The 26,873-nt window shown below is 67.2% G+C and carries 21 protein-coding genes; 11 read left to right on the top strand and 10 right to left on the bottom strand.

Annotated elements, in window-relative coordinates:
• Window positions 1-98 precede the first annotated feature (98 nt).
• The gene (locus tag QE373_RS17585) at window positions 99-572 is read right to left on the bottom strand and encodes a hypothetical protein (protein WP_309689071.1); all 474 of its coding nucleotides are present in this window, start codon (window positions 570-572) and stop codon (window positions 99-101) included.
• 369 nt (window positions 573-941) lie between these two features.
• Here QE373_RS17585 and QE373_RS17580 point away from each other — a divergent pair, with 369 nt between their 5' ends.
• Complete coding sequence (locus QE373_RS17580; protein ID WP_309689069.1) at window positions 942-3,794, top strand: pitrilysin family protein; 2,853 nt, start codon at window positions 942-944, stop codon at window positions 3,792-3,794.
• 60 nt (window positions 3,795-3,854) lie between these two features.
• On the opposite strand, the gene QE373_RS17575 is transcribed toward QE373_RS17580, so the two are convergent.
• Entirely contained in the window at window positions 3,855-4,370 is a 516-nt protein-coding gene (locus QE373_RS17575) for a DUF2059 domain-containing protein (RefSeq protein ID WP_101101505.1), read from the bottom strand.
• Between the two features lie 135 nt (window positions 4,371-4,505).
• Here QE373_RS17575 and arfB point away from each other — a divergent pair, with 135 nt between their 5' ends.
• The 3 genes from arfB to dcp all read left to right on the top strand — a co-directional run bounded on the left by arfB (window position 4,506) and on the right by dcp (window position 7,829).
• Window positions 4,506-4,937, top strand: coding sequence for an alternative ribosome rescue aminoacyl-tRNA hydrolase ArfB (arfB, locus tag QE373_RS17570; RefSeq protein ID WP_042614237.1), 432 nt, complete (start codon window positions 4,506-4,508; stop codon window positions 4,935-4,937).
• Window positions 4,938-4,982: 45 nt separating this feature from the next.
• Entirely contained in the window at window positions 4,983-5,543 is a 561-nt protein-coding gene (locus QE373_RS17565) for a lysophospholipid acyltransferase family protein (RefSeq protein WP_182656626.1), read from the top strand.
• A gap of 114 nt (window positions 5,544-5,657) precedes the next feature.
• Window positions 5,658-7,829: a peptidyl-dipeptidase Dcp gene (gene dcp / locus QE373_RS17560; RefSeq protein WP_309689063.1), complete on the top strand. Its 2,172-nt coding sequence runs from the start codon at window positions 5,658-5,660 to the stop codon at window positions 7,827-7,829.
• Window positions 7,830-7,962: 133 nt separating this feature from the next.
• Here the strand turns inward: dcp and QE373_RS17555 are convergent, their stop codons facing one another.
• Both QE373_RS17555 and QE373_RS17550 read right to left on the bottom strand, forming a co-directional pair.
• Window positions 7,963-8,409 carry a 3-dehydroquinate dehydratase gene (locus QE373_RS17555; protein WP_309689061.1) on the bottom strand — a complete coding sequence of 149 codons (447 nt, stop codon included), beginning with the start codon at window positions 8,407-8,409 and terminating at the stop codon, window positions 7,963-7,965.
• A 3-nt stretch (window positions 8,410-8,412) separates the two neighbouring features.
• Window positions 8,413-8,814, bottom strand: a complete 402-nt coding sequence (locus tag QE373_RS17550; protein ID WP_057509256.1) for a hypothetical protein — start codon at window positions 8,812-8,814, stop codon at window positions 8,413-8,415.
• 220 nt (window positions 8,815-9,034) lie between these two features.
• Here QE373_RS17550 and lepB point away from each other — a divergent pair, with 220 nt between their 5' ends.
• Both lepB and QE373_RS17540 read left to right on the top strand, forming a co-directional pair.
• Window positions 9,035-9,661: a signal peptidase I gene (gene lepB / locus QE373_RS17545; RefSeq protein WP_309689057.1), complete on the top strand. Its 627-nt coding sequence runs from the start codon at window positions 9,035-9,037 to the stop codon at window positions 9,659-9,661.
• A 180-nt stretch (window positions 9,662-9,841) separates the two neighbouring features.
• Window positions 9,842-11,095 (top strand): MFS transporter, encoded by a 1,254-nt coding sequence (locus QE373_RS17540; RefSeq protein WP_309689054.1) that lies wholly within the window; start codon window positions 9,842-9,844, stop codon window positions 11,093-11,095.
• 69 nt (window positions 11,096-11,164) lie between these two features.
• Here QE373_RS17540 and QE373_RS17535 read toward each other — a convergent pair whose 3' ends face one another.
• Window positions 11,165-12,073, bottom strand: coding sequence for a LysR substrate-binding domain-containing protein (locus tag QE373_RS17535; RefSeq protein ID WP_309689052.1), 909 nt, complete (start codon window positions 12,071-12,073; stop codon window positions 11,165-11,167).
• Between the two features lie 268 nt (window positions 12,074-12,341).
• Window positions 12,342-13,307, bottom strand: coding sequence for a LysR family transcriptional regulator (locus tag QE373_RS17530; protein WP_309689050.1), 966 nt, complete (start codon window positions 13,305-13,307; stop codon window positions 12,342-12,344).
• A 109-nt stretch (window positions 13,308-13,416) separates the two neighbouring features.
• On the opposite strand from QE373_RS17530, the gene aceB reads away from it, so the two are divergent.
• The 4 genes from aceB to QE373_RS17510 all read left to right on the top strand — a co-directional run bounded on the left by aceB (window position 13,417) and on the right by QE373_RS17510 (window position 20,168).
• On the top strand, window positions 13,417-15,054 hold the full coding sequence (gene aceB / locus QE373_RS17525; RefSeq protein WP_309689048.1) for a malate synthase A: 1,638 nt from the start codon (window positions 13,417-13,419) through the stop codon (window positions 15,052-15,054).
• A 57-nt stretch (window positions 15,055-15,111) separates the two neighbouring features.
• A complete protein-coding gene (aceA, locus tag QE373_RS17520; protein WP_309689040.1) occupies window positions 15,112-16,404 on the top strand; it encodes an isocitrate lyase in 1,293 nt (430 codons plus the stop codon).
• A gap of 170 nt (window positions 16,405-16,574) precedes the next feature.
• Complete coding sequence (locus QE373_RS17515; protein ID WP_057509263.1) at window positions 16,575-17,618, top strand: GGDEF domain-containing protein; 1,044 nt, start codon at window positions 16,575-16,577, stop codon at window positions 17,616-17,618.
• Window positions 17,619-17,630: 12 nt separating this feature from the next.
• Window positions 17,631-20,168, top strand: coding sequence for a putative peptide modification system cyclase (locus QE373_RS17510; RefSeq protein ID WP_309689039.1), 2,538 nt, complete (start codon window positions 17,631-17,633; stop codon window positions 20,166-20,168).
• Here the strand turns inward: QE373_RS17510 and QE373_RS17505 are convergent.
• The gene (locus tag QE373_RS17505) at window positions 20,123-20,425 is read right to left on the bottom strand and encodes an NHLP-related RiPP peptide (protein WP_057509265.1); all 303 of its coding nucleotides are present in this window, start codon (window positions 20,423-20,425) and stop codon (window positions 20,123-20,125) included. The two genes, QE373_RS17510 and QE373_RS17505, sit on opposite strands and share 46 nt — an antisense overlap.
• Window positions 20,426-20,559: 134 nt before the next feature.
• Here QE373_RS17505 and QE373_RS17500 point away from each other — a divergent pair, with 134 nt between their 5' ends.
• Window positions 20,560-21,732: a putative peptide maturation dehydrogenase gene (locus QE373_RS17500; RefSeq protein ID WP_309689034.1), complete on the top strand. Its 1,173-nt coding sequence runs from the start codon at window positions 20,560-20,562 to the stop codon at window positions 21,730-21,732.
• Between the two features lie 209 nt (window positions 21,733-21,941).
• Here QE373_RS17500 and QE373_RS17495 read toward each other — a convergent pair whose 3' ends face one another.
• From QE373_RS17495 to QE373_RS17485, 3 genes are read right to left on the bottom strand one after another with little or no spacing between them, the layout of a single operon-like run.
• On the bottom strand, window positions 21,942-23,924 hold the full coding sequence (locus tag QE373_RS17495; RefSeq protein ID WP_309689031.1) for an acetyl/propionyl/methylcrotonyl-CoA carboxylase subunit alpha: 1,983 nt from the start codon (window positions 23,922-23,924) through the stop codon (window positions 21,942-21,944).
• 26 nt (window positions 23,925-23,950) lie between these two features.
• The gene (locus QE373_RS17490) at window positions 23,951-25,561 is read right to left on the bottom strand and encodes a carboxyl transferase domain-containing protein (RefSeq protein ID WP_309689028.1); all 1,611 of its coding nucleotides are present in this window, start codon (window positions 25,559-25,561) and stop codon (window positions 23,951-23,953) included.
• A gap of 9 nt (window positions 25,562-25,570) precedes the next feature.
• The gene (locus tag QE373_RS17485) at window positions 25,571-26,734 is read right to left on the bottom strand and encodes an isovaleryl-CoA dehydrogenase (RefSeq protein ID WP_057507594.1); all 1,164 of its coding nucleotides are present in this window, start codon (window positions 26,732-26,734) and stop codon (window positions 25,571-25,573) included.
• Window positions 26,735-26,873 lie beyond the last annotated feature (139 nt).

Here is a 26,873-nt window from a genome sequence, read left to right as displayed (position 1 = left end):
CGGTGCTCGGCGGCCTGCCGGGTCCTTGCGGGTAAGGGGACCCGGCGTTCAGGGATGTTTCGGATGACCTGCCGTGGCGGTCGGCATGCGCGGCGTACTCACTTGCCAACCAGGACCGAAGCGGTTTCCAGCGCCAGCGCCTGCAGGTCGGTCTGGGTCGGGCGCACGTGCACCACCGGCAGATTGACGATGACGTTGCTGGCAAACGTGGTGGCCGCATTGGCCAGCGCAACGGTGTAGCGCTCGGCCTGCAGTTCAGCCGCCAGGGCGACCTTCTGTTCCAGGCTCGGGCGGACTTCCACTGCGGCCAGGGTGGTGATCGGCATCGCGGTGGAAGCGGCGACGGCCTGACCGTCGATGCCGGCCAGCTGATCGGCGCTCGGGCGCACCTGCACCGCGGTCAGGGTCGGGATGCCGCTGGCCTGCTCCCAGGCCTGCTGGGCCAGCTGTTCGGCGTCCGGGCGCACCTGCACGGTCTGCAGGGTGCCGATGGACGGGGCGGCCTGCACCGGCGAAACAACCGCGTTACCGGCGATCAGGGCAATGGTGATGGCGAGGATCTTGGTGTTCATGGCGGAACCTGTTTAGTGTGTGTGGGCGGTGGTGTGGTAGTAAGGTAGTACACCAAAACTGGGCTTGCAAGGAGATTGTTCGATTTCCCGGCTTTGTTCAGCGACCAGTCATATTAGTTCGGTTCGCTTCGTGCCACGGGATAGAGGGAGCAATCGTCGTGCCAAGTTTTTACGTAAGTAATTCAATGAGTTGAAAACTAGGGGCGTGTCCGGTGTCCGGACACTCGTCCGCAGCCGTCCACGCGGACGCGGGCTGCCGCTGCGGAATTCGATGGGGACGGGTCGCTTCTGGCCTGTGACGCTTGGCCGATGCTGGTGGGCCGGTGCACACGGTAGGATCGGGCACCACCTGAATGACAAGGATCCGGAATGCCCTCCCCACTGCGCCCGCGCACTGCGCTGCTTGCCGTAGCCCTCGCCACCGCGCTGGGCGGCCTGGCGCCTGCGCCCCTGATGGCCAAGCCGGCAGCGGCAGCCAAGGTCGACATTCCGTTCGAGCAGTTCACCCTGCCCAACGGCCTGCGCGTGGTGGTGCACACCGACCGCAAGGCGCCGATCGTGGCCGTCAACGTCTGGTACCACGTGGGCAGCAAGGACGAGCCGGCCGGCCGCACCGGTTTTGCGCATCTGTTTGAACACCTGATGTTCCAGCGCAGCGAAAACCACGACGGCGAGTACTTCGAACCCTTCAAGCAGGTCGGTGCCACCGGCCAGAACGGCACCACCAACACCGACCGCACCAACTACTTTGAAAACGTGCCCACCACCGCGCTGGACATGGCGCTGTGGATGGAGTCCGACCGCATGGGCCACCTGCTCGGTGCGATCGACCAGGCCGCGCTGGACGAGCAGCGCGGCGTGGTGCAGAACGAAAAGCGCCAGGGCGAAAACCAGCCGTATGGACAGGTGTGGACCCAGCTCAACCGCGCGCTGTATCCGAAGGGCCACCCGTACCACCACAGCGTCATCGGCTCGATGAACGACCTCAACGCGGCCTCGCTGGATGACGTCAAGACCTGGTTCCGGACCTGGTACGGCCCCAACAACGCGGTGCTGGTGCTGGCCGGCGACATCGACCTGGCCACGGCGAAGGAAAAGGCGGCGAAGTATTTCGGCAGCATCCCGGCCGGCCCGAGCATGGCGCAGCCGAAGGTGGACGTGGCGCAGCGTGCCGCCGACAGCCGCGAAGTGATGACCGACAAGGTGCCGCAGGTGCGCATCTACCGTGCCTGGAACGTGGCCCAGGTCGGTACCCGTGACATCGACGAGCTGCAGCTGCTGGGCCAGGTGCTCGGCGGGGCGAAGTCATCGCGCCTGGCCAAGCGCCTGGAGCACGAAGAGAAGCTGGTGGACAACATCAGTGCAGGCGCCTATGCCTCGCAGCTCGGCTCCAACTTCATGGTGATGGCCACGGTGAAGCAGGGCGTCGACCCGGCCCGGGTGGAAGCGATCATCGACGAAGAGATCGATCGCCTGGTTGCCGAAGGCCCGTCGGCCGATGAACTGAGCCGCGCCAAGACCGCCTTCCGTGCCAGCTTCATCCGCGGCATCGAACGCATCGGCGGCTTCGGCGGCAAGGCCGACGCGCTGGCCGAATGCACTGTCTATACCGGTGACCCGGGCTGCTTCCGCGATTCACTGAAGCACATCGATGGTGCCAGCGTGGCCGACCTGCGCGCGGTGGGCGGCAAGTGGCTGGGTACCGGCAGCCACACCCTGGTGGTGGAACCGGGCCAGCGCGTGGCGCTGGAAGAAGAAGCATCGCAGAGCCCGAAGCCGTTCGAACTGCCGGCGGTGGATCCGAAGTACACCACGCTGCCGGCGCAGGTGGACCGTGGCACCGGCGTGCCGCAGACCCGGCAGTTCCCCGAACTGAAGTTCCCCGAGCTGCAGCGCGCCACGCTGAAGAACGGTACGCGGGTGATCCTGGCAGAGCGCCATGAAATCCCGGTGGTGCAGTTCAGCTATCAGTTCCCGGGTGGCTTCAGTGCCGACCAGGACCGCAAGCCGGGCACCGCCAACTTCGCCATGGGGCTGATGACCGAAGGCGCCGGCAAGCTCGGCTCGCTGGCCTTCGCCGACGCCGCCGACGCCCTGGGCGCGGACCTGAGTGCATCGGCCGGTCTGGATTTCAGCACCGTGGACCTGTCCGCGCTGAAGGAAAACCTGGCGCCGTCGCTCGGCCTGTACGCCACGCTGCTGCGCCAGCCGCGCTTCGACCAGTCCGAGATCGACCGGGTCAAGGGCAGCTGGATCGCCGGCATCGCGCAGGAAAAAGCCAACCCCACCGCATCGGCGATGCGCGTGCTGCCGCCGCTGCTGTACGGCAAGGGCCACCCGTATGCGATTCCGTTCACCGGCAGCGGTGACGAGGCGGCAATCGCCAGCCTGACCCGCGATGAGCTGGTCGATTTCCACCGCGACTGGCTGCGCCCGGAAGAGGGCACCCTGATCGTGGTCGGTGACACCACGCTGAAGGAAATCGTGCCGCTGTTGAACCGCCAGCTGGGCGACTGGAAGAGCGAAGGCCCGGCACCGAAGGTCAAGGCGGCCGTGGATGTTGCCGTGCCAACCGCCCCGCGCGTGTTCCTGATCGACCAGCCCGGCGCTGTGCAGGCGAACCTGTTCGCCGGCCAGGTGGTGCCGTCTTCGGTGGATCCGGGTTCGGTCCGCTTCGACATCGCCAACGGCGTGCTGGGCGGCGACTTCACCTCGCGCCTGAACATGAACCTGCGCGAGGAAAAGCACTGGTCCTACGGTGCCCGCAGCAGTGCCAGCAACACCGTCGGCCAGCGGCCGTGGATGGCGATGGCCCCGGTGCAGATCGACAAGACCGGTCCGGCGCTGGCGGAAATGCGCAAGGAAATCGCCGAGTTCGCTGCTGGCCAGAAGCCGGCGACCGCGGCCGAAGTGCAGCGCATCCGCAACATCCAGACCCTGAGCCTGCCGGGTGCGTATGAAACGGCCAGTTCGGTGCTGGGCACGATCGGCAGCCTGGTGCAGTTCCAGCGCCCGGATGACTACGTGTTCCAGCGCAAGGCGGCCATCGAGGCGATGACCCCGGCGCAGGTGCAGGAAGCAGCATCGGCGATCAAGCCGGAATCGCTGACCTGGGTGGTGGTCGGTGACCTGAAGCAGACCGAAGCGCCGGTGCGCGCGCTGAAGCTGGGCGAGGTAAGCATCATCGATGCCGACGGCAACCCGGTGAAGCCCGCCAGGTAAGGGCAGCGGGCCAAGGTAGTGACGGCCGCTGGCCGTCACGCCTCTCCACCCACTCCACCGTTACTTCTTCGTCGGCTCGTTGACGATCGCTTCCAGGTCCTTCTGCAGGTCCGCGAACAGCGGCTGCATGCGCGCCTGGATGGCCACCATCACGTTCTGCATCAGCGCCGGGGTCTTGTCGAGCAGGCTCTGCCCGGCCGAACTCTCGTAGAACTCGGCCATCGCCAGCACGTCTTCCTTGCTGAAGGTCTGCTTGTACAGATCCACGTACATCGGCCGCAGCTGCTGCCAGGACAGCGCCTGGCGCAGCGTCTGCGCGGTGCGCGCCTGGATCCGCTGCAGCTGCTCCTGCTGCTGCGGGGTCAGCTGGCGCTGCTGGGTGACCTGCTCGAACTGCTGGCGCTGCATGGTCTCGATCTGCGGCAGCATCGAATCCAGCATGGCCTGCGCGCGCGAGGCCGACAGCAGGCGGTTGATGTCCCCATCGGTGGGCGGTGCGGCCAGCGCAGGAACGGACGCAAGGGCAAGCGCCAGCAGCAGGGCGGTGCGGTGCAGGCGGCGGGAAATGCGGATCATGCGGACGTCCTTCGGGGATGATGCCGCCAGCATACCGCCCGCGTTGGCGAAGGCGACGTGTTGGGGACCTGATCGCGGTGGAACGGCTCGCGATACCGACAGCCAACCGTCACCGGCTACCGTTACAATGCGCCCATGGGTATTGGTCCAGTCGTCATCTCCGCGCAGCTTGTGATCCCCGACGATGAACTCGTCGAGCGGTTCGTGCGTGCCAGTGGCGCCGGCGGCCAGAACGTCAACAAGGTATCGACGGCGGTGGAGCTGCGTTTCGACCTGGCCGGCTCGCCGTCGCTGCCCGAGCCATTGCGTGCGCGCCTGCTGGTGCGCCGCGACCGGCGCGTGACCGGCGAAGGCGTGCTGGTCATCGACGCGCAGCGTTTCCGTACCCAGGACCGCAATCGCGAGGATGCGCGCGAGCGGCTGGCCGAGTTCATCCGGGCAGGGCTGAGCGTGCCCAAGCCACGCAAGGCCACCAAACCAACCTACGGGTCGACCCTGCGTCGCCTGGACGCCAAGAAAGGCCGCGCGCAGGTCAAGCGCGGCCGCACAACCCGCAACTGGGAGTAAGCCTTGAACCATCCTTCGCCGCTGCTGCCACCCGTGCCGCCGAACATGCCGCAGGTCAAGCCGAATGCCTTCATCCGCTGGATCGCGCGCAGCGCACTGCGCCTGCGCGGCTGGAAGGTGGTCGGCACCCTGCCCGACGTGCCCAAGGTAGTGATGATCATCGCCCCGCATTCGTCCAACTGGGATGGGTACTGGGGCATGGCGGTGAAGCTGGCGCTGGGCCTGGACGTGCGCGTGCTGGGCAAGGCCTCGCTGTTCTGGTGGCCGCTGGGCCCGCTGCTGCGCAAGCTGGGGGTGATCCCGCTGGACCGCAGCTCGCCGCAGGGCACGGTGGAACAGGCGGTGGCGGTGATCCGCCGTTCGGAAAAGATGTGGTACGCCATCACCCCGGAAGGCACCCGCAAGAAGGTGACCCACTGGAAGGCCGGCTTCCTGAAGATCGCGCGGATGGCCGACGTGCCGATCCTGGCCGCGTACTTCCACTACCCGGACAAGACCATCGGCTTCGGGCCGCTGTTCCATGCCACCGGCAACGATGCCGCCGACATGGCCAGCATCCGCGAGTACTACCGGCCGTGGATCGGCAAGACCCGCGGCACGGTCTGAGCGGCCACAGCGCGGCAGCGCAGGCGCCACGTCCGGCACATGCCGCCCCAGCGCCGTGGGAGTAGGCTGGAAGGCTGGCGGTCGGTCCCGATCGCCCCTCTAGGAGCCTTTTGCATGTCGCGTACCGTCATCCTGGCCGCCGCCATCAGCCTGGCGCTGGCTGCCTGTTCCGGCAAGGAGTCCACCCCCGTGTCCGAAGCCCAGAACGCCCCGGTCCAGCAGCCGGCCGATGCCTCCACCAATCCGCTGCTGAGCGCGAGCACGCTGCCGTTCCAGGCGCCGCCGTTCGACAAGATCCAGGACAGCGATTACCTGCCGGCCTTCGAAGAAGGCATGCGCCAGCACCTGGCCGAAGTCCGCGCCATCGCCGATTCGAGCGAGCCGGCCACCTTCGACAACACCATCGTCCCGATGGAGCGGGGCGGTGAAACGCTGACCCGCGTCTCGCGCATCTTCTTCGGCCTGGTGCAGGCCGATACCAACGATGCGCGGCAGAAGATCCAGGAAGAAGTGGCGCCGAAGCTGGCCGCCCACCAGGACGAGATCAGCCTGGACCCGAAGCTGTTCGCCCGGGTGAAATCGCTGTACGACCAGCGCGCCTCGCTGGGCCTGGATCCGGTGCAGACGCGCCTGGTGGAGCATTACTACGATGGCCTGGTGCGCGCCGGCGCCCAGCTCAACGACGCCGACAAGGCCAGCCTGCGCAAGCTCAACGTGGAAGAAACCACGCTGTCCACGCAGTTCCACACCCGCCTGGTCGCGGCCACTGCCGCCGCCGCCGTGGTGGTGGATGACAAGGCCAAGCTGGCCGGCCTGAGCGAAGATGCGATCAACACCGCCGCCGCCGATGCCACCGCGCGCAAGCTGGAAGGCAAGTTCCTGCTGCCGCTGCAGAACACCACCCAGCAGCCGGTGCTCGGTTCGCTGAGCAACCGCGAACAGCGCGCCGCCGTGCTGGAAGCATCGGAAACCCGCGCCCAGCGCGGCGATGCCAACGACACCCAGCAGACCGTGCAGCGCCTGGCCCAGCTGCGTGCGCAGAAGGCCAAGCTGCTCGGCTTCGCCACCTACGCCGATTACAACCTCGGCGACCAGATGGCCAAGACCCCGGCCGCTGCGCTGAAGCTGCTGACCGACACCGTGCCGGCCGCCACCGCCAAGGCACGCGCAGAAGCCGCGGACATCCAGAAGGTCATCGACGCGCAGCATCCGGATGCAAAGACCGGCGCCTTCAAGCTGGCCGCGTCGGACTGGGACTTCTACGCCGAGCAGGTGCGCAAGGCGAAGTACGACCTGGACGAATCGCAGATCAAGCCGTATTTCGAACTGGACAACGTGCTGCAGAACGGCGTCTTCTACGCCGCCACCCAGCTGTACGGCATCACCTTCAAGCCGCGTACCGACATCCCGACCTACCACGCGGACATGAAGGTGTACGAGGTGTTCGACAAGGACGGTACCTCGCTGGCGCTGTTCTACACCGACTATTTCAAGCGTGACAGCAAGTCCGGCGGCGCCTGGATGGACGTGTTCGTCGAACAGGACGGCCTGACCGGTGCCAAGCCGGTGGTCTACAACGTGTGCAACTTCACCAAGCCGGCCGCGGGCCAGCCGGCGCTGCTGAGCTTCGACGACGTCACCACGCTGTTCCATGAGTTCGGCCACGCGCTGCACGGCATGTTCTCCAACGTGAAGTACCCGTCGATCGCCGGCACCGCCACCTCGCGCGATTTCGTCGAGTTCCCCTCGCAGTTCAACGAACACTGGGCGCTGGACCCGAAGGTGTTCGCCAACTACGCCAAGAACTACAAGACCGGCGAGCCGATGCCGCAGGAACTGGTCGACAAGATCCTCAAGGCCCGCAGCTTCAACCAGGGCTATGCCACCACCGAATACCTGTCGGCGGCGCTGCTCGACCTGGCCTGGCACACCCAGAAGGCCGATGCACCGCTGCAGGACGTGGGCAAGTTCGAAGCGGCGGCGTTGAAGAAGTTCAACGTGGACCTGGCGCAGGTGCCGCCGCGTTACCGCACCAGCTACTTCGACCATATCTGGGGTGGCGGTTATTCGGCCGGCTACTACGCCTATTTCTGGGCTGAAGTGCTGGACCACGATGCCTTCCAGTGGTTCAAGGAGAACGGTGGCCTGACCGCCGCCAACGGCCAGCAGTTCCGTGACAAGGTGCTCTCTCGCGGCAACAGCGTGGAGCTGAGCCAGCTCTACCGCGATTTCCGCGGCAAGGACCCGTCGGTGGAACCGCTGCTCGAGTTCCGCGGCCTGAAGTGAGTTGAACGAACGGCGGGGGAAACCCCGCCGTTTTCCGTTGCGTGTGCCGGGGTGCCTGACGGGGTGTCTGACGGGGTCAGAGTCCTTTTTGTCTGACCCCTTCCCCGACGCATCCCGCAGACGCCGCCAGCACTCAGGTTCCCACGTGCACGCGCTCGGCGCGCTCGGCCAGGCCCAGGTGATCCAGCGCGATGTCCAGCGCCAGCACATAGCTCTGCGCCCCGTAACCGGCCGCGATACCCAATCGCTGGCCGATGCCATCGGGCAACCACGGCTCGGCCACCGCACCGTCGTCGTGCACTTCCACATAGGCGTTATGCAGGTGCGGCAACAACCGCTGCAGGCGCATGCTGTGCGCGCAGGCACCCGGATCCAGCAGCGTCACCTCACCGCGCGCATGGTCGGCCACGCGCAGCGCATCCAGCAGTTCCTGTTCGGACCCGCAGGCACGGATCGCCACGCTGGTACCGGCATCCACCGCGCGGTGCACCAGCGTTTTCAGCACCAGCGCAGGCAGCGGCTCGGCGGTGCGGACCAGCGCACCGGATGCTTCCGGGCCACGGATGATGAAGATCGACATGGTTCAGCCTCCCTGCGCCAGGCGGTGGCCCACGATGGCCAACGACAGCGGATAGCCCGCCTCCTGCCCACGCTGGTCCACCACCACCGCAGCCGGTGCATGCTGCAGTTTCAGGCGGATTTCCAACCCCGGGTCACGCGCACCCTGCAGCTCGATGTAGGGCGCCGGAAGGCGTTCCAGCGCCGTCCCCAGCGCCGCCGATTCGCCATCCCATTGCGCGTCGTCCGCCGTGCCGACATCCAGCACCACCCAATCTGCCCGCAGGGCTTGCGGCTCGCACAGGCATTCACGCACGCCGGCCAAGGTCGTGCAGGACGTACACAGCACGCGATGGCCGGCCAGCTGCGCGGGCAGCACCGGCAGTGGCTGCGATGCAGCCGCGTGGCGGATCACCAGGATGGTCATGCAACACCTACCAGAAAGCGCCCCAGGCGCGGTAGGCACACGATGCGCGCAGCGCCCATAAAGTCGCCATGGCGCGCGCCGCGACCGCGCGTTAAGTCTCCGTAGAGTCCGGGGTCAGAGTCCGGACTCTGACCCCGGACTCTGACCCCTCTTTTGCAGCCGCATGGAACCGAACCGCCCTTCCTACGGTCTTACCCCCAACACCTCCCGGAGCTTCGCCATGGATGCCATCGCCCGCCCCCCCGTTACCCAGCGCGCCCTGCACTGGTTGAAGAAGGAAGCCCTGCCGCTGCTGGTGATGCTTGGCCTGCTGGCCGCCGCGCGCGACACCTTGGCCAACCATTACGTGGTGCCCAGCGGTTCGATGCAGCCCACCCTGGAACCGGGTGACCGCGTGGTGGTGGACATGCGCGCGTATGGCCTGCGCCTGCCGTTCACCCAGCACGCGCTGATGGACGTGGGTACGCCGCAGCGTGGCGAAGTGGCGGTGTTCGATTCCCCCGCCGATGGCACCCGGCTGATCAAGCGCGTGGTGGCCGTGGCGGGTGACCGGGTGGACGTGCGCAGCGGCCATCTCAGCATCAATGGCCAGCCGCTGCAGCAGGCCGGCAACCCCGCCGCCGAACAGTTCGGCACCCGCACCGCGCAGCTTGGCCTGGACATGGGCGGCGGCCCGGACGTGGATGGCGTGGTGGTGCCGGCCGGCAAGCTGCTGGTCATGGGCGACCATCGCGGCAACAGCTTCGACGGCCGCTTCTTCGGCTTCGTCGACGTCGACAAGGTCTACGGCAAAGCCGTGGCCGTCTACTACCGCCGCGGCGAAGGCTTGGAGTGGCTGAACCTGTGACGGCGAGCGAATGAGGGCTCGGTAGTGACGACCACTGGTCGTCAGCCGTTGCGCTTTCGCTGCCATCCATACGCCAGACATATCAATCCGTACCCATCAGGTTATGGATCGACTCGATGCAGGGGGATAGCCTGATACCACCCCCACACCCCGGCCGTCTCCCCCGGCCATCCCGATCCCATGAACGGCGATACCGCGGCCGCCCTTGAGCGCCGCATCCCCCTCGACACGCCGACCGGCACCCCGGCGGCCGCCACCCACATCGAACAAGGCACGCCCGCGTTCCGGCGTACCGCGGTGGCGCTGTTCCTGGCTGGTTTCTCCACCTTCGGCCTGCTGTACACCGTGCAGCCGCTGCTGCCCGAGTTCAGCCGTCACTTCGGCGTGTCCGCCGCCAACAGCGCACTGGCGCTGTCGCTCAGCACCGGCCTGCTGGCGGTGATGATGCTGATCGCCGGCCTGGTGTCCGACCGCGTCGGACGCCGCAATGTGATGATCACCGCGCTGCTGGCCTCCACCGTGCTGTCCGCTGCCAGCGCGTTGGTGACCGACTGGACCACGATGCTGGTGCTGCGCGCGCTGCTCGGCGTGGCGTTGAGCGGCGTACCGGCGGTGGCGATGACCTATCTGGTGGAGGAAATGGACAGCCGCGCGATGGGCTTGGCGATGGGCCTGTACATCGGCGGCAACGCGGTGGGCGGCATGAGCGGGCGCTTGATCGCCGGCATCATCGCCGACCACTGGGGCTGGCGCTGGGGCATCGGCGTGGTATCGCTGATCGCCGTCGCCAGCACCCTGCTGCTGTGGATGCAGCTGCCGCCCTCGCGGCACTTCCAGAGCCGTCGCGGTGGGCTGCGCCAACTGCCCTCACGCTGGCGCCAGCTGTTCGCCGATCCCGGCCTGCCGTGGCTGTTCGCCACCGCGTTCCTGCTGATGGGCGTGTTCGTCACCACCTACAACTACCTGGGCTACCACCTGCTGGCACCGCCCTATCGCCTCAGCCAGACCGTGGTCGGATTGATCTTCAGCGTGTACCTGGTAGGCACGTTCAGTTCGGCGTGGATGGGCCAGCAGGCGATCCGCCATGGCCGCGGCCGCGTGCTGTCGATCAGCTACGCCCTGATCATCGCCGGCATCGTGCTGCTGGTGATGCCGTGGCTGTGGACGATGGCGATCGGCATCGCGCTGGTGACGTTCGGCTTCTTCGGCGGCCATTCGGTGGCCAGCAGTTGGGTCGGCAGCCGTGCCGGCGCGATCCGTGCTGAAGCATCCGCGCTGTATCTGTTCTCGTACTACCTGGGTTCCAGCGTGCTGGGCGCGGTGGGCGGACTGGCCTACACCGCGTGGGATTGGGTCGGCGTATGTGCGTTCACCGGCGTACTTACCCTTATCGGTGCAGGTATCGCCTGGAGCCTGTGGCGCCGCCCGCTTTGAAAGGTAGTGACGGCCGCTGGCCGTCAATCGCACCGGCGGTTGAACGTGGTTGACGGCCAGCGGCCGTCACTACCGACCGAACTCCGCCTGCAGCAGCGCGGTGAAATTGCGGATCAACGGCGTCACCCCTTCCCGTCGCCACACCAGCTGCACTTCCGAATGCGCACCCTGATCGCCCAGCGCCACGAAGCACGCGCCCTCGATCTGGATGTGGTCGCATGACGAAGGCAAAATCGCCGCGCCCAATCCCGCTGCTGCCAGGCTGATCAGCGTGGACGCCTCGCCGGCCTCCTGCACGATGCGCGGCGTGAACCCCGCCGCCGCGCACAGCGCGATCATCTGGTCGTGGATGCCGGCGCCGACGCTGCGGTGGAAGCCGACGAACGGTTCGTGCGCGAACTGCTGCAACGGCAGCACCGCGCGGGCCGGATCACGCCCGCGCAGCGCAGGGTGGTCGCGATGCAGCACCAGCGCCAGCGGATCGGTGAACAGGCTGTGCGCCACCAGTTCCGGTGGCAGCACACGCTTGCGGATGATGCCCACATCCAGCCGGTTTTCCAGCAGCGCATCGATCTGCTGCAGGGTGTTCATCTCGCGCAGCTGCAAGCGCACCTGCGGGAAACGCTCGCGGTAACCGAAGATGGCGCGAGGAATCTGCGGCACCAGCGGCGTGGCGCGGGTCAGGCCGATGTGCAGCTCGCCCTGCTCGCCGCGCTGCACCCGCTGCACCTCGTCCACGGCCGCGTCCACCTGCTGCAGGATCGCGCGGGCCTTCGCCTGCAGCAGCGCACCGGCTTCGGTCAGCTGCACACGCCGATGGCTGCGCACGAACAGCTGCGCGCCGAGCAGTTGTTCCAGCTGACGGATCTGCTGGCTAAGCGGTGGCTGTGACATGCCGAGCCGCTCGGCGGCCTGGCCGAAGTGCAGGGTGTCGGCCACGGCGAGGAAGTAGCGGAGATGGCGGAGTTCGATAGACATGGGGGGATTGTAGAGACGCGTGAGACGGCAATGGCCACCGTGCTGATCTGGTCCCGGCAGCTATCTACCTTGCGCCGACGTTCACCCGAAGCTCCACACCCAACGCGCGCGTCGCGCCGATGACCGTACTGAAGTTGAGCGGGCGGGCGATTGAATTCGGTTTCACCTTGGAGAGCCGTGACGACCAACGGTCGTCACCCACCAGGAGCACGGTCGTCAGCCTCCAGGAGCGCGGATGCATGACGGCCAGCGGCCGTCACTACCGGGGTCAGCGTTCGGAGTGGCCGCTCTGGTCGTATTCGCGGGGCGAGAACAGGTCGGGCTGGATCATTTCGACGAAGGCGCGGGCCTGCGGGGACAGGGCTTTGCCGCGGCGTACGATCACCCCGTAGCTGCGCTCCGGGAACCATTCGCGCATGGAGCGCGCGACCAGCTTGCCGGGGTCGGCGTCGTTCAGGCACAGCGCTGGCACGATGGAGATGCCCATGCCCATCGCCACGTACTGCTTGATCACTTCCCAGCCGCCGACCTCCAGCGCCACGGTGTACGGCAGGCGGTGGCGCTGGAATACCTGGTCCACCAGCCGGTAGGTGATCTGGCGCTTGGGCGGCAGTACCAGCGGATGCTTGGAGATCGCCTCCAGGCTCAGCGTGCCGCGCGCCAGCGGGTGGTCGTGCGGGGTGATCAGCATCTGCTCGAAGCGGTAGGCCGGGGCATAGCTGAGGTCGGCCGGCACGTCGGTCATCGATCCCACCGCCAGGTCGGCGGCGTCGTCGCGCAGCAGGTCGGTGCCGTCGGCGCTGATGGCGTTGTGCAGGGTCAGCCGCACGTCCGGGTGCAGCTGGCGGAAGCGTTCGATGATGCGCGGCAGCAGGTACAGGATGGTGGAACTGTTGGCCGCGATGTTCAGCTCGCCGGCGTCCATGCCGCTCACCTTGTCGCGGAAGCGGGCCTCCAGGCCGTCCAGGTCCTCCACCAGCGGCTGCGCCATTTCGAACAGCAGCTGGCCCTCTCGGCTGGGGACCAGGCGCCGGCCGCTGCGCTCGAACAACACCACGCCCAGTTCCCGCTCCAGGGCCTGCAATTGCTGGCTGATGGCCGGCTGGCTGACAAAAAGGGCTTCTGCCGCACGTGAAACCGAGCCCAATCGCACCGTCTGGCAGAACGCACGCAGCGGCTTCAGCCGATCGGATTTGTAGGAAAAACGGGGACTTGGCGGCGGGCGTGTTGGCATGGCGTAACGAGTATAAGCGCAACTTATCCAATTCATTGCAATAACTGCTTTGTCAAATACATGGACCGGGAAGCACGGTAGGGACGTCCCTCGCTGCTGGAGTGTCCCGATGTCCGCCGTTGCTTCCGCCATCCCATCGCCGTCCGCCAAGCCCACCCCGGGGATCACCCTGACCACCCAGGTGGCCGGCCAGTCCGCGCTGTTGCCGGCCCCGCTGCTGGCCCTGCTGGTGTCGCTGCACCGTGCGGTGGAACCTGGCCGCCAGGCCCGCTTGGCCGCCCGCGTGCAGCGCCAGGCGTTCTTCGACCAGGGCGGGCTGCCGGACTTCCGCACCGATACCGCGCCGATCCGCGCCGAGGACTGGAAGGTGGCGCCGCTGCCGGCTGCGTTGCTGGACCGCCGCGTGGAGATCACCGGCCCGACCGACCCGAAGATGGTCATCAACGCGTTGAACTCCGGGGCCAAGGTATTCATGGCCGACTTCGAGGACGCCACCGCGCCGACCTGGCGCAACCTGCTGGCCGGCCAGCAGTCGTTGATCGGCGCGGTGCGTGGCGACCTGCAGTTCACCGCCCCGGCCAGCGGCAGCAAGCCGGCCAAGCACTACTCGCTGCGTCCTTATGAAGAACGTGCGGTGCTCATCGTGCGTCCGCGCGGCTGGCACCTGGACGAAAAGCACGTGCTGGTGGATGGCCAACGCCTGGCCGGCGGCCTGTTCGACGCGGCGGTGTTCGCCTACCACAACGCCCGCACGCTGATGGCCAACGACCGCGGCCCGTACTTCTACCTGCCCAAGCTGCAGAGCATGGAAGAGGCGGCGCTGTGGGAAACCGCGCTGTCGCATATCGAGGGCATGCTCGGCCTGCCGCATGGCCAGATCAAGGTCACCGTGCTGATCGAAACGCTGCCGGCGGTGTTCGAGATGGACGAGATCCTGCATGCGCTGCGCGACCGCATCGTTGGCCTCAACTGCGGGCGCTGGGATTACATTTTCTCGTACCTGAAGACCTTCCGCCGGCACGCCGACAAGGTCCTGCCCGAGCGCGGCCAGGTGACTATGACCCAGCCGTTCCTGAAGGCCTATTCGGAACTGCTGATCCAGACCTGCCACCGCCGTGGCGCGCATGCGATGGGTGGCATGGCGGCGCAGATCCCGATCGGCAACGATGCGGCCGCCAACGAACAGGCGATGGCGCGGGTGCGCGCGGACAAGCTGCGCGAAGTGACCGCCGGGCATGACGGCACCTGGGTCGCGCACCCGGCGCTGATCCCGGTGGCGATGGCGATCTTCGATGAGCACATGCCCGGTGCGAACCAGCAGCAGGTGCTGCGCCAGGATGTGCGCGTGGACCGCGACCAGCTGATCGCACGGCCGCCGGGCAGCATCAGCCGCGCCGGCTTCGAAGGCAACGTGGAAGTCTGCGTGCGCTACCTGGCGGCATGGCTGGATGGCAACGGCTGCGTGCCGATACACAACCTGATGGAAGACGCGGCCACCGCCGAGATCAGCCGCAGCCAGCTGTGGCAGTGGCTGCACACCCCCGGCCAGCAGCTGGACGACGGCACCGCCATCGATGCCGCGCTGCTGGACAACGCCCTGGCCCAGCTGCCGTCCCGCCTGGGCGACCGCGCGGCCCTGCCCGGCGGCGGCCGCGTGGACGAAGCCATCGGCCTGCTGGCCGAGCTGAGCCGCGCCGACGAACTCAATGATTTCCTGACCCTGCCGGCCTACGCACGCATCGACTGACGCCCGTGCCGGCCCGCTTTTTCTTCCTGCTGTAGTACTGACGAACTGGAGATAGACATGAGCACGCTGCCCACTGCCGAACAGATCCAGCACGACTGGGACACCAACCCCCGCTGGCAGGGGATTGAACGCAACTACACCGCCGCCGACGTGGTGCGCCTGCGCGGCACGGTCCACGTGGAGCATTCGCTGGCCCGGCTGGGCGCGGAAAAGCTGTGGACCTACCTGCAGGAAAAAGACTTCGTGAACGCGCTGGGCGCGCTGACTGGCAACCAGGCCATGCAGCAGGTGAAGGCCGGCTTGAACGCCATCTACCTGTCCGGCTGGCAGGTCGCCGCCGATGCCAACCTGGCCGGCCAGATGTACCCGGACCAGTCGCTGTATCCGGCCGATTCGGTGCCGGCGGTGGTCAAGCGCATCAACAACACCCTGCTGCGCGCCGACCAGCTGCACCATGCCGAAGGCAAGGATGAGATCGACTTCCTGCAGCCGATCGTGGCCGATGCCGAAGCCGGCTTCGGCGGCGTGCTGAACGCGTTCGAGCTGATGAAGGCGATGATCGAAGCCGGTGCCGCCGGCGTGCACTTCGAAGACCAGCTGGCTTCGGTGAAGAAATGCGGCCACATGGGTGGCAAGGTGCTGGTGCCCACCCGCGAGGCGATCGAGAAGTTGAACGCAGCCCGTTTGGCGGCTGACGTGCTGGGCGTGCCGACCCTGCTGGTGGCGCGTACCGATGCCGAGGCGGCCGACCTGCTGACCAGCGACATCGATGCCAACGACCAGCCGTTCGCCACCGGCGAGCGCACTACTGAAGGCTTCTACAAGACCCGCAACGGCCTGGACCAGGCGATCAGCCGCGGCCTGGCTTACGCCCCCTATGCCGACCTGGTGTGGTGCGAGACCGGCAAGCCGGACCTGGAGTTCGCGCGACAGTTCGCCGAAGCCATCCACGCGAAGTTCCCGGGCAAGCTGCTGGCCTACAACTGCTCGCCCAGCTTCAACTGGAAGAAGAACCTGGACGACGCCACCATCGCCACGTTCCAGACCGAGATCGCCAAGTACGGCTACAGGTTCCAGTTCATCACGCTGGCCGGCTTCCACGCGCTGAACTACTCGATGTTCAACCTGGCCCATGGCTATGCCCGCCGCCAGATGAGCGCCTTCGTGGAGCTGCAGGAGGCCGAGTTCGCCGCCGCCGACCGCGGCTTCACGGCGGTCAAGCACCAGCGCGAGGTGGGCACCGGCTACTTCGATGCGGTGACCCAGGCGATCCAGCAGGGCCAGTCCTCCACCACCGCCCTGACCGGGTCCACCGAGGAAGCGCAGTTCAGCGCCGGCCGCGCGGCCTGATGTGAAGAAGGGAAGGGAGCGGCCACGCCCTGGCCGCTCCCCTCCGCACACCGCGTTCAAGCCCCTGATATTCCACGCACGGATGCAGGAAAATGGGACACAGCGCACAGTTGAAAGCGGTGATATGCTCCGCACCTCAGGATGGGAAGTCTGATCGGCGGGGCAGGGGAATGACTGGCAGGGGTGCGGTCGCAGACGTGGTGGAACGATCAGGCATTGCCACCACGGCGATGGCTGAGATCGTGCACGCCGTCCTCAGCCCGGAAGAGTTCGACCTGTTCGCCCGCTTCGCCCACCGGCGCACGTTGCGCGCAGGCGATTGCCTGTTCCGTCGCGGCCACCGCGGCAGCAGCATGTTCGTCATCGCCGAAGGCGAGATCGAACTGGATTTCGGCGAAGACCTGGTGCTCAAGCGCTTGGCCGGCAGCGAGTTCTTCGGCGAGCTTGGCCTGTTGATCGGTGACCACCTGCGCAGCGCCGACGCGCGCGCCACCTGCGATACCGACGTGCTGGAACTGGGCCATGTCGATTTCCATCGGTTGGTGGAAACCGAGCCCGGCCTGATCGCCTATTTCCTGCGCCGTACCATCATGCGCGTGGTGGGCAATGAGCAGGCGCTGATCAGCCAGCTGCGGCGCCGCAACCACGACCTGGAAACCGCGCTGGACAACCTGTACGTCACCACCCACCAGCTCAGCCATACGCGCGAACTGGTGCGGACCGACGAACTGACCGGGCTGCACAACCGGCGCGGACTGGCGCTGTACCTGCAGGAATGCCGCGCGCACGAAGAGGGGCCGGCGCAGGGCCTGCTGCTGATCGACTGCGACCGCTTCAAGCAGATCAACGACGAGTTCGGCCACCAGGCCGGCGACCGCGTGCTGCAGAGCGTGGCCAACATCCTGCGCTCGATGGCCGGCGCCGACGACCTGGCCTGCCGGCTGGGCGGCGATGAGTTCTGCCTGCTGCTGCGCCGCGCCAACGCGGAGATCGTGCAGCATGCCGCCGAATTCGTGCTGACGGCGGTGCATGGCCTGATCGAACGCAGCCACGGCACCCCGCACGTGTGCTTCCTGAGCATCGGCGCCAGCCTGGTGCACCCCACCGCCGACTGGAGCGAGTGGTACGCCAACGCGGACCGCGCGCTGTACCAGGCCAAGCGGGATGGCGGCGACCGGCTGTGCTGGCCGCACGACGTCGTCGAAACCGGCTGAGCGGAGACTCCCATGAGCGGTGGCACGGAAGCGACCTCCCACGTCCCGCAACTGCGCGCGCTGCTGTTCACCGATCTGTGCGATTCCACCACGCTGGTGGAGCGCATCGGTGATGCCGGCGCGGCCGAACTTTTCCAGCAGCACGACCGCCTGGTACTGGCGATGCAGCAGCGCTGGCGCGGGCAGCAGATCGACCGTTCCGACGGCCTGTTCCTGCTGTTCGAGCGGCCGGTGGATGCATTGGGCTTCGCGCTGGACTACCAGCAGGCGCTGCGCCAGCTCGGCCAGGCCAACAACGTGCCGCTGCTGGCGCGGGCCGGCCTGCACGTGGGCGAGGTGATCCTGTGGAACAACACGGCCGAGGCCATCGCGCTGGGGTCCAAGCCGGTCGAGGTGGAAGGCCTGGCCAAGCCGATGGCTGCGCGCCTGATGCAGCTGGCGCGGCCGGGCCAGGTGCTGTTGTCGGCCACCGCCGAATCGATGGTGCGCCGGGTGGCCGACAGCCTGGGGGACGTCGGCAAGGGGCTGAAGTGGAAGTCATACGGGCGCTGGCGCTTCAAGGGCGTGGCGCAACCGATGGACGTCCATGGGGTCGTTTCCGAGGACGTTCCGGCGGTGGGTCGCCCGCGTCCCACGCCCAAGGCGATCCGCGATATTCCGTTCTGGCGCCGGCCGATGGCGATGGCGGCCGAAGCGATGTTCGCGGCAGTGCTGGTGCTGGGCGCGTGGCTGCTGCTGCGGCCGCAGCCGGCGATCGCCTTCGCCGAGCGCGACTGGGTGGTGCTGGCTGACGTACGCAACATGACCGGCAACAGCCTGCTGGATGATTCGATGGACCTGGCCCTGCGCGTCAGCCTTGAGCAGTCCCGCTACGTCAATGTGCTCAGCGACCTGAAAGTGCGTGACACCGAAGCACGCATGCGCCGCAATCCCGATGCGCCGCTGGACAGGAAAGCGGCAGTGGAAGTGGCGATCCGCGAGGGCGCCCGTGCGGTGCTGATTCCTTCCATCGCCGAAGTGAACGGACGCCTGCGCGTGGCGGTGGAAGTGGTGCAGCCGCACGACGGGGTCACCGTCTTCACCGAGTACGCGGACGGACGTGGCCTGGAGTCCGCGCTGCGTTCCACCGATACCGTCGTCGCCTCGCTGCGCACGCGCCTGGGTGAAGCGCTTTCCGATGTGCGCAGCAACGCCGTGCCGCTGCCACAGGTCATCACGCCGAACCTGGATGCACTTCGCGCCTACGCCGAAGGCAGCAACGCACTGGCAGGCCGGCGTTACGACGAGGCGCTGCAGTTCTTTGAGCAGGCGCTCAAGCTCGACCCGGATTTTGCCTTCGCGCACGTCGGCAGGATGCGGATCCACATGGCGCGGGGCGAGGTCAACCAGGCCATGGCTTCTTACCGCAGCGCAGTGGCACTGCGCGAGCGGCTGCCCCCGCGCGATGTGTTGTACCTGGACGCGTGGGGCAAGCAGCTCGACGGCGCGCCGATCAGCGATGTTGCCGCGAAATGGAAAATGCTGACCGACCTGTACCCGGACTACTACGCCGGTTACATGAATCGCGCGCGCGCGCTGTACTCGCTGGGCGACTACACCAACGCACTGAACGCGGCCCGTCGCCTGCTGGCCACGCAGAATCCGATGCGATCGGTGGCCCACGATTTCGTCGGCCGGATCGAATTGGCGATCGGCCGCCACGAAACCGCGCGGCGACACTTCCGCACGGCCAATACGCTGGCCGGACGCACCGCCAGCACGCGCCTGGGCATCGTGTACGCGGTGGAAGGTGACATGCCCGCCGCGCTGGCCAACATGAAGGATGTCCCGGCATCGAACATGGGCCAACAGCTCGAACGCGCTGCCGTGCTGGTGGATGCCAACGACCGGTCCAGTGCGATTGCCGGCCTTCAGACCCTGCGCGATGGCTGTGGTGAAGAGGTCATGTGCACCCTGGTCGACGTGGTGGTGAAGAACCTGCAGGGCATGGACGGGGTGCGGCACCGCGGCTACCGGCAGGAGATCGTCAAGCTGCTGCAGGAGCTGGAGGGCGACGTCGCCGTCCCGGACCAGCAGGAAGTAGCGTTCATCGTGGCCGCGACCGCTTACCTGGCACAGCGCAGCGACGACCCGCTCGGCAACCTGCTGCCGCTCATCAAGCGGCAGATCGCGGCACGCGGCGGTGATCGGTCAGCGCAGATGCTGGTGATCGTCGAAGCCACGCAGGCGCGCCTCGAGGGTCAGCCGGAGCGCGCGCTGGCGCTGCTCAAGCCGATGGTCAACGGGCGCGAGCTCTACCAGGTACACGCCGCGTTGCGCGACACCCATCTGGCTGCAGACGATGCCGCCAGCGCGCTGGTCGAGCAGAAATGGCTTGAACGCCATCGTGGTCTTGCCTATGCCGAAGACAACGGCAACTACATCCTGCAGGCACTGAACGTGCACGACAGTCACGATCCACGCCGACAGCCGGCCCGAGGGCCGGCTGCGCTGGCCGTGGCGGCTCAGCCTTCCAGTGCGTCCTGGACCTTGCCTGCTTCGAAGCAGTAAGGCACATCGAACGAGCCGCGCAGGGCGACGTGTGCCTGCAGCTGCTGCGATACCGAAGCGAACTCTTCCTTGCTGGCCAGCGCCTGCACCGGATCGCACACGGGGCCGGTGGGGTCGGCGACAACGCCGAGGCCTGCCAGTGCCGTGGTCGGGCTTGCGGCGAACGCGGAACGGAACGCGTCATCGTTCTGCAACAGGTCCAGCAGGGTGGCAGCCTGTGCCGGCGTGAGCGGGGTACGTGCGGGGGGAGTTGCCATGGTCGTCGTTCCTGGTTGGGTTGGCTCAAGTAGGCTATAGCGGCATGTCCGCGCAGAGGTTTAGCAGGGCATGGCTGCATCGGCGCGAGGCGTTGCAGCCTAGAATTGTGCAAGCCTCCTGCTGGACATCCTTCATGCGCTACCGCCGTTGTTCTCTGCTGATGATGCAGGTCAAGGAAGACCGTGGACTGGACCTGCAGGCCGTGCTGCAAGGGCGCGCCGAACTGCAGACCACGCTGGCCTGGCAGGCGGTGGCTGGCCACCTGGATACGCCGGTGGTGCTGAGCGAAGAAGAGGTCATCGCCTTGGGCAGGATGGCGCACGACGAATGGAGCGAAGCCGACGCGTACGACGGCTGCACCCAGTTGCTGAGCGGACTGATCGCCAAGGGCCTGGTGATCAGCGATGAAGAAAGCACTGCCATGTTCCGCGACGCCGATGCGCGTGTGCGGGCCTTGAACGGGTGGCCGCTGACGGCGCTGGCGCATCGCGCAGGGCGCTGGAGAGGCGTGGACAGCGCCCATGAAATGCGCAGCAACAACCTGGTCACGGCTGTGGAACTGCATGGCCGTTACGGCCCGCCGCCGGCGGCGGTCAGCCACCACGAAGGCACCCCGATCTCCTTGCCGGTCGCCGCGGATGAGGACTTCGATGAGCTGATGTCGCGCAGGGTCACCTGCCGAAATTTCGATCCGGACCGCGCACTGCCGCTGCAGACGGTGGCGAGGATACTGAAGCGCACGATCATGGCCCACGCGGTGATCCAGCCAGCGCCGGACATGCAGATCCTGAAGAAGAACATTCCCTCCGGTGGTGGCCTGCATCCGCTGGAAACCTATGCGGTGGTACGCAACGTGCAGGGCCTGGAAAACGGCATCCACCACTACGATCCGGTCAGCCACGCGCTGCGCCGCCTGGCCGACCAGCCGGACGACCTTGATGGCCGCGTCCGGCTGATGCTTGCGGGCCAGGAATGGTTTGTCGATGCCGCCCTGCATCTGATCCAGGTGGCGCGTTTTTCGCGCAATTTCTGGAAGTACCGCAGCCACCCCAAAGCGTACCGGGCGATCCTGCTGGACGCCGGCCATCTGTCCCAGCAGCTCGCGATCAGTGCGACCCTCGAGGGGGTCGCCTCCTACGTGACCGCCGCGATCAACGAGTTCGACATCGAAGACACCCTGAAACTGGACGGCATAGCGTCCAGCCCGGTGATGATGTGCGGCATCGGCTGGCGCGCGCAGCAGCTGACCACCACCGAGTTCGACCCCGCAGAACGCATCTGGAACAACGGCCGGCAGCACCGGTAACGGCAGCGCCGAGCCACGCTCGGCGGCTCGTTTTCCCCTCCGAAGATTCCGAGGCCACCACGGACCTGTCGAAGGCGGGGCGGGGTGGGCTGGCGGGGGCGTTGAGCGCCATGGATGGCGCGAAACGAGGCCCGCAGGAGCGGCTGTTGCCGTCCCCCGCCAGTCCACCCCGCCCCGCCAACCCACAGGCTGGCGCCCTTGGCGATGCGCTACACCGCCTCGAAATCCACCAGCACCGCGCCGTCGCCCACCTGTTCCCCGGCCTTGGCACGATAGCCATGCACGGTGCCGTCGGCCGGCGCGGCCAGGGTGTGCTCCATCTTCATCGCCTCCAGCACCACCAGCGGCGTACCGCGGCTGACCTTGCTGCCCGGTTCCACCAGCGTGGCGACGATCCTGCCCGGCATCGGCGCCAGCAGGCTGCCGGCATCCGCCGTGGCCTGCTCGGATTCGCCCACCGGGTCATGCACGCTGAAGCGCTGCTGGCCCTGAGCAGCGAACAGATACACCTGGCCGTCATCGCGCTGCACGCCCACACGCCACCGCTGCCCATCCAGCGCCACGTCCAGTTGGCCGTCGGCGAAGTGACCGCTGACCTGCTGCGCCGGCTCCGCATCACGCACCACCTGCCAGCCGCCCGGCTGCGTCCGTACCCGCAGCGAGTGCTGTCGCTCGCCCTGCTGCAGTGGCAGCAGGCGCGAGGCTGAAGCCCCGATGCGCCAGCCGTCCTGTGCCTGCCACGGCGAGCGCGGATCGCGCGCATCCACCGCCGCGCTCGCGGTAGTCACCACCGCGCCGATCGCCGCCAGCGTCCACAGCGCTGCTTCGCCAGCAGCGGGCGCGGCCAGCGCGTCCTGCTCGCGTTCGATCAACGCGGTGTCCAGCTTCGCCTGCGCGAACGAATCGGTGCCCACCAGCCGCCGGAGGAAGCCGGCATTGGTGGTCACCCCCACCACCTGGCAGTCCGCCAGTGCCTGCTGCATGCGCCGCAACGCGGCGTCGCGGTCCACGTCCCAGACGATCAGCTTGGCGATCATCGGATCGTAGAACGGGGTGATGGTGTCGCCCTGTTCCACGCCGGTATCCACACGCACGTGGGCGCTTTCCTGCGGCAGGCGCAGGTGGCGCAGCGTGCCGGTCGAGGGCAGGAAGCCTTTGTCCGCGTCCTCGGCATACAGCCGCGCTTCCAGCGCATGGCCACCGATGGCCAGCTCGTCCTGGCGCTTCGGCAGCGGCTGGCCGGCGGCCACGCGCAGCTGCCAGGCCACCAGGTCGGTGCCGGTGATGAACTCGGTCACCGGGTGTTCCACCTGCAGCCGGGTGTTCATTTCCATGAAGTAGAAGTCACCGTCGGGCGAGGCGATGAACTCCACCGTGCCGGCGCCCACGTAGCCCACCGCGCGCGCCGCATCGACTGCGGCCTTGCCCATCGCCGCGCGACGGTCGGCGGTCATGCCCGGGGCGGGTGCTTCTTCCAGCACCTTCTGGTGGCGGCGCTGCACCGAACAGTCGCGCTCGAACAGATGCACCACGTTGCCGTGGCCATCGCCGAACACCTGGATCTCGATATGGCGCGGACGCAGTACGTATTTTTCCACCAGCACGTGGTCGTTGCCGAAGGCCGAACGCGCTTCGCGCTGGCAGCTGGCCAGGGCCTCGATGAAGGCCGCACTGTCATCCACCCGGCGCATGCCCTTGCCACCGCCACCGGCGCTGGCCTTGATCAGCACCGGGTAGCCGATCGCATCGGCCTGCCCACGCAGGAACTGCGGGTCCTGGTTGTCGCCGTGGTAGCCGGGCGTCAACGGCACGCCGGCCTGCTGCATCAGGGCCTTGGCCGCGCTCTTGTCGCCCATCGCGCGTATCGCGCTGGCAGGCGGGCCGATGAATACCACCCCGGCAGCCGCGCAGGCCTCGGCGAAGGCGGCGTTTTCAGACAGGAAGCCGTAGCCGGGATGGATCGCCTGGGCGCCACTGCGTCGGGCTGCGTCGAGGATCACATCGGCGCGCAGGTAGCTTTCCGCGGCCGGCGCCGGACCGATCGCGATGGCTTCGTCGGCCAGCCGCACATGGCGCGCAGTGCGGTCGGCATCGGAGTACACCGCCACCGTGGCGATGCCAAGCCGGCGGCAGGTGGCAATGACGCGGCAGGCGATTTCGCCGCGGTTGGCGATCAGGATCTTGGTGAACATGGTGCAGGGCTCGGTCATGGCGCAGGTCACATGCGGAACACGCCGAAGCGTGTCTCGCGGGCCGGGGCGTTGAGGCTGGCCGACAGGGCCAGGGCCAGCACGCGACGGGTGTCGGCGGGATCGATGATGCCGTCGTCCCACAGCCGTGCGCTGGCGTAGTAGGGGTGTCCCTGGTGTTCGAACTGGTCGCGGATCGGTGCCTTGAACGCTTCTTCTTCCGCTGCCGCCCAGGCGCCGCCCTTGGCTTCGATGCCATCGCGCTTGACCGTGGCCAGCACGCTGGCGGCCTGCTCGCCGCCCATCACGCCGATGCGTGCGTTGGGCCACATCCACAGGAAATTGGGCGAGTAGGCACGGCCGCACATGCCGTAGTTGCCGGCACCAAACGAGCCGCCGATCACCACCGTGAACTTGGGCACCTTCGCGCAGGCCACCGCCATCACCAGCTTGGCACCGTCCTTGGCGATACCGCCCTGTTCGTACTTGCGGCCCACCATGAAGCCGGTGATGTTCTGCAGGAACACCAGCGGGATGTTGCGCTGGGTGCACAGTTCGATGAAGTGCGCGCCCTTCAGCGCGGACTCGGAAAACAGGATGCCGTTGTTGGCGATGATGCCCACCGGATAACCGTGCAGGTGGGCGAAGCCGGTGACCAGGGTGCTGCCATAGCGCGGCTTGAACTCGTCGAACCGCGACCCGTCCACCAGCCGCGCGATCACTTCGCGCACGTCGAACGGCTTGCGGGTGTCGGCCGGGATCACGCCATACAGGTCCTGCGCCGGGAACAGCGGTTCCTGCGGCCGCTGCAGCGCCATCGCCGGCTCCGGCTTGCGCCAGTTGAGCTGGGCGATGATCGCGCGGACCCGCGCCAGTGCCTGCAGGTCGTTGTCGGCCATGTGGTCGGCGACGCCGGAAAGCCGCGTATGCACGTCGGCACCGCCGAGGTCTTCGGCGCTGACCACTTCACCGGTCGCGGCCTTCACCAGCGGCGGGCCGCCGAGGAAGATGGTGCCCTGCTCGCGCACGATCACCGTTTCATCGCTCATCGCCGGCACATAGGCGCCGCCAGCGGTGCAGCTGCCCATCACGCAGGCGATCTGCGGGATGCCCTGCGCGGACAGGTTGGCCTGGTTGTAGAAGATGCGGCCGAAGTGGTCGCGGTCCGGGAACACCTCGTCCTGCAGCGGCAGGAAGGCACCGCCGGAGTCGACCAGGTAGATGCAGGGCAGGCGGTTCTGCTCGGCGATCTCCTGCGCGCGCAGGTGCTTCTTCACCGTCATCGGGTAGTACGTGCCGCCCTTGACCGTGGCATCGTTGGCCACGATCACGCATTCCACGCCGCTCACCCGGCCGATGCCGGCCACCACGCCGGCGCAGGGCACCGCGTCTTCATACATGCCGTGCGCCGCCAGCGGGGCGATTTCCAGGAAGGCGCTGCCGGCATCCAGCAGCGCATCGATGCGCTCACGCACCAGCAGCTTGCCGCGCGCGGTGTGCTTGCTGCGCGCCGCCTCGCTGCCGCCCAGCGCGGTGCGCGCCAGGGTGGCATGCAGGTCGTCGACCACCGCCTGCATGGCGCTGCGGTTGCTTTCAAAGGGTTCGCTGCCGGCGTGCAGCTGGGTGCTCAGAGTGCTCATGGAAGGCCCTTACAGCGTGCGCTGGAACAGTTCGCGACCGATCAGCATGCGGCGGATTTCCGAAGTGCCGGCGCCGATTTCATACAGCTTGGCATCGCGCCACAGGCGCCCGGTCGGGTATTCGTTGATGTAGCCGTTGCCGCCCAGGATCTGGATCGCCTGGCCGGTCAGCCAGGTGGCCTTCTCGGCCGCGTACAGGATGGCGCCGGCCGCATCCTGGCGGGTGGTGCGGCCCTGGTCGCAGGCGCGCGCCACCGCATACACGTAGGCACGGCAGGCGCCGAGGCCGACGTACATGTCGGCGATCTTGGCCTGGATCAGCTGGAAACTACCGATGGCTTCGCCGAACTGGTGGCGCTCGTGCACGTACGGCATCACCACGTCCATCGCCGCGGCCATCAGCCCCAGCGGGCCACCGGACAGCACCACGCGTTCGTAATCCAGCCCGGACATCAGCACGCGCACGCCGCTGCCTTCCTGGCCGAGCACGTTTTCCGCCGGTACTTCGCAGTCCTGGAACACCAGCTCACTGGTGGGCGAGGAGCGCATGCCCAGCTTGTCCAGCTTCTGCGCGGTGCTGAAACCCTTCATGCCTTTTTCCACCAGGAAGGCCGTGATGCCCTTGGCGCCGGCGTCCGGATCGGTCTTGGCATACACCACCAGCACGTCGGCATCCGGGCCGTTGGTGATCCACATCTTGTTGCCGTTGAGCACGTAGCGGTCGCCGCGCTTTTCCGCGCGCAGTTTCATCGACACCACGTCCGAGCCGGCACCGGGTTCGCTCATCGCCAGCGCACCGACCAGCTCGCCGCTGCACAGGCCCGGCAGGAAGCGCTGCTTCTGCGCTTGGGTGCCGTTCTTGCGCAGCTGGTTCACGCACAGGTTGGAGTGCGCACCGTAGGACAGGCCGATGCCGCCGGAAGCACGCGAGACTTCTTCCATCGCCACCACGTGGGCCAGGTAGCCCATGCCGGTGCCGCCGTATTCCTCTTCCACGGTCATGCCGAGCAGGCCCTGCTCGCCCAGCTTGCGCCACAGCGCCAGTGGGAACTGGTTGGTTTCATCGGCATGCGCGGCCAACGGTGCGATTTCAGCGGCGGCGAACTGCGCCACGCTGTCGCGCAGCAGGTCGATGTCTTCGCCAAGGTCGAAGTTCAGGGATGGAACATGCATGCGGGCGACTCCACGGACAGGCGACGGGTAGGGGCGCACCGGAGGGGAGCAGGCAGGACGCCTGCGCGGGCGATGGCCCAGACTAGCCCGGATCGGCTAAAAAGTGAACACAAGTTCAAAAAATGAATCTACAATCACG

The organism is Stenotrophomonas sp. SORGH_AS_0321, from assembly GCF_031453215.1.
GTDB classification, from domain to species: Bacteria; Pseudomonadota; Gammaproteobacteria; order Xanthomonadales; family Xanthomonadaceae; genus Stenotrophomonas; species Stenotrophomonas chelatiphaga.
This window is presented reverse-complemented; position numbering and strand designations above follow the sequence as displayed.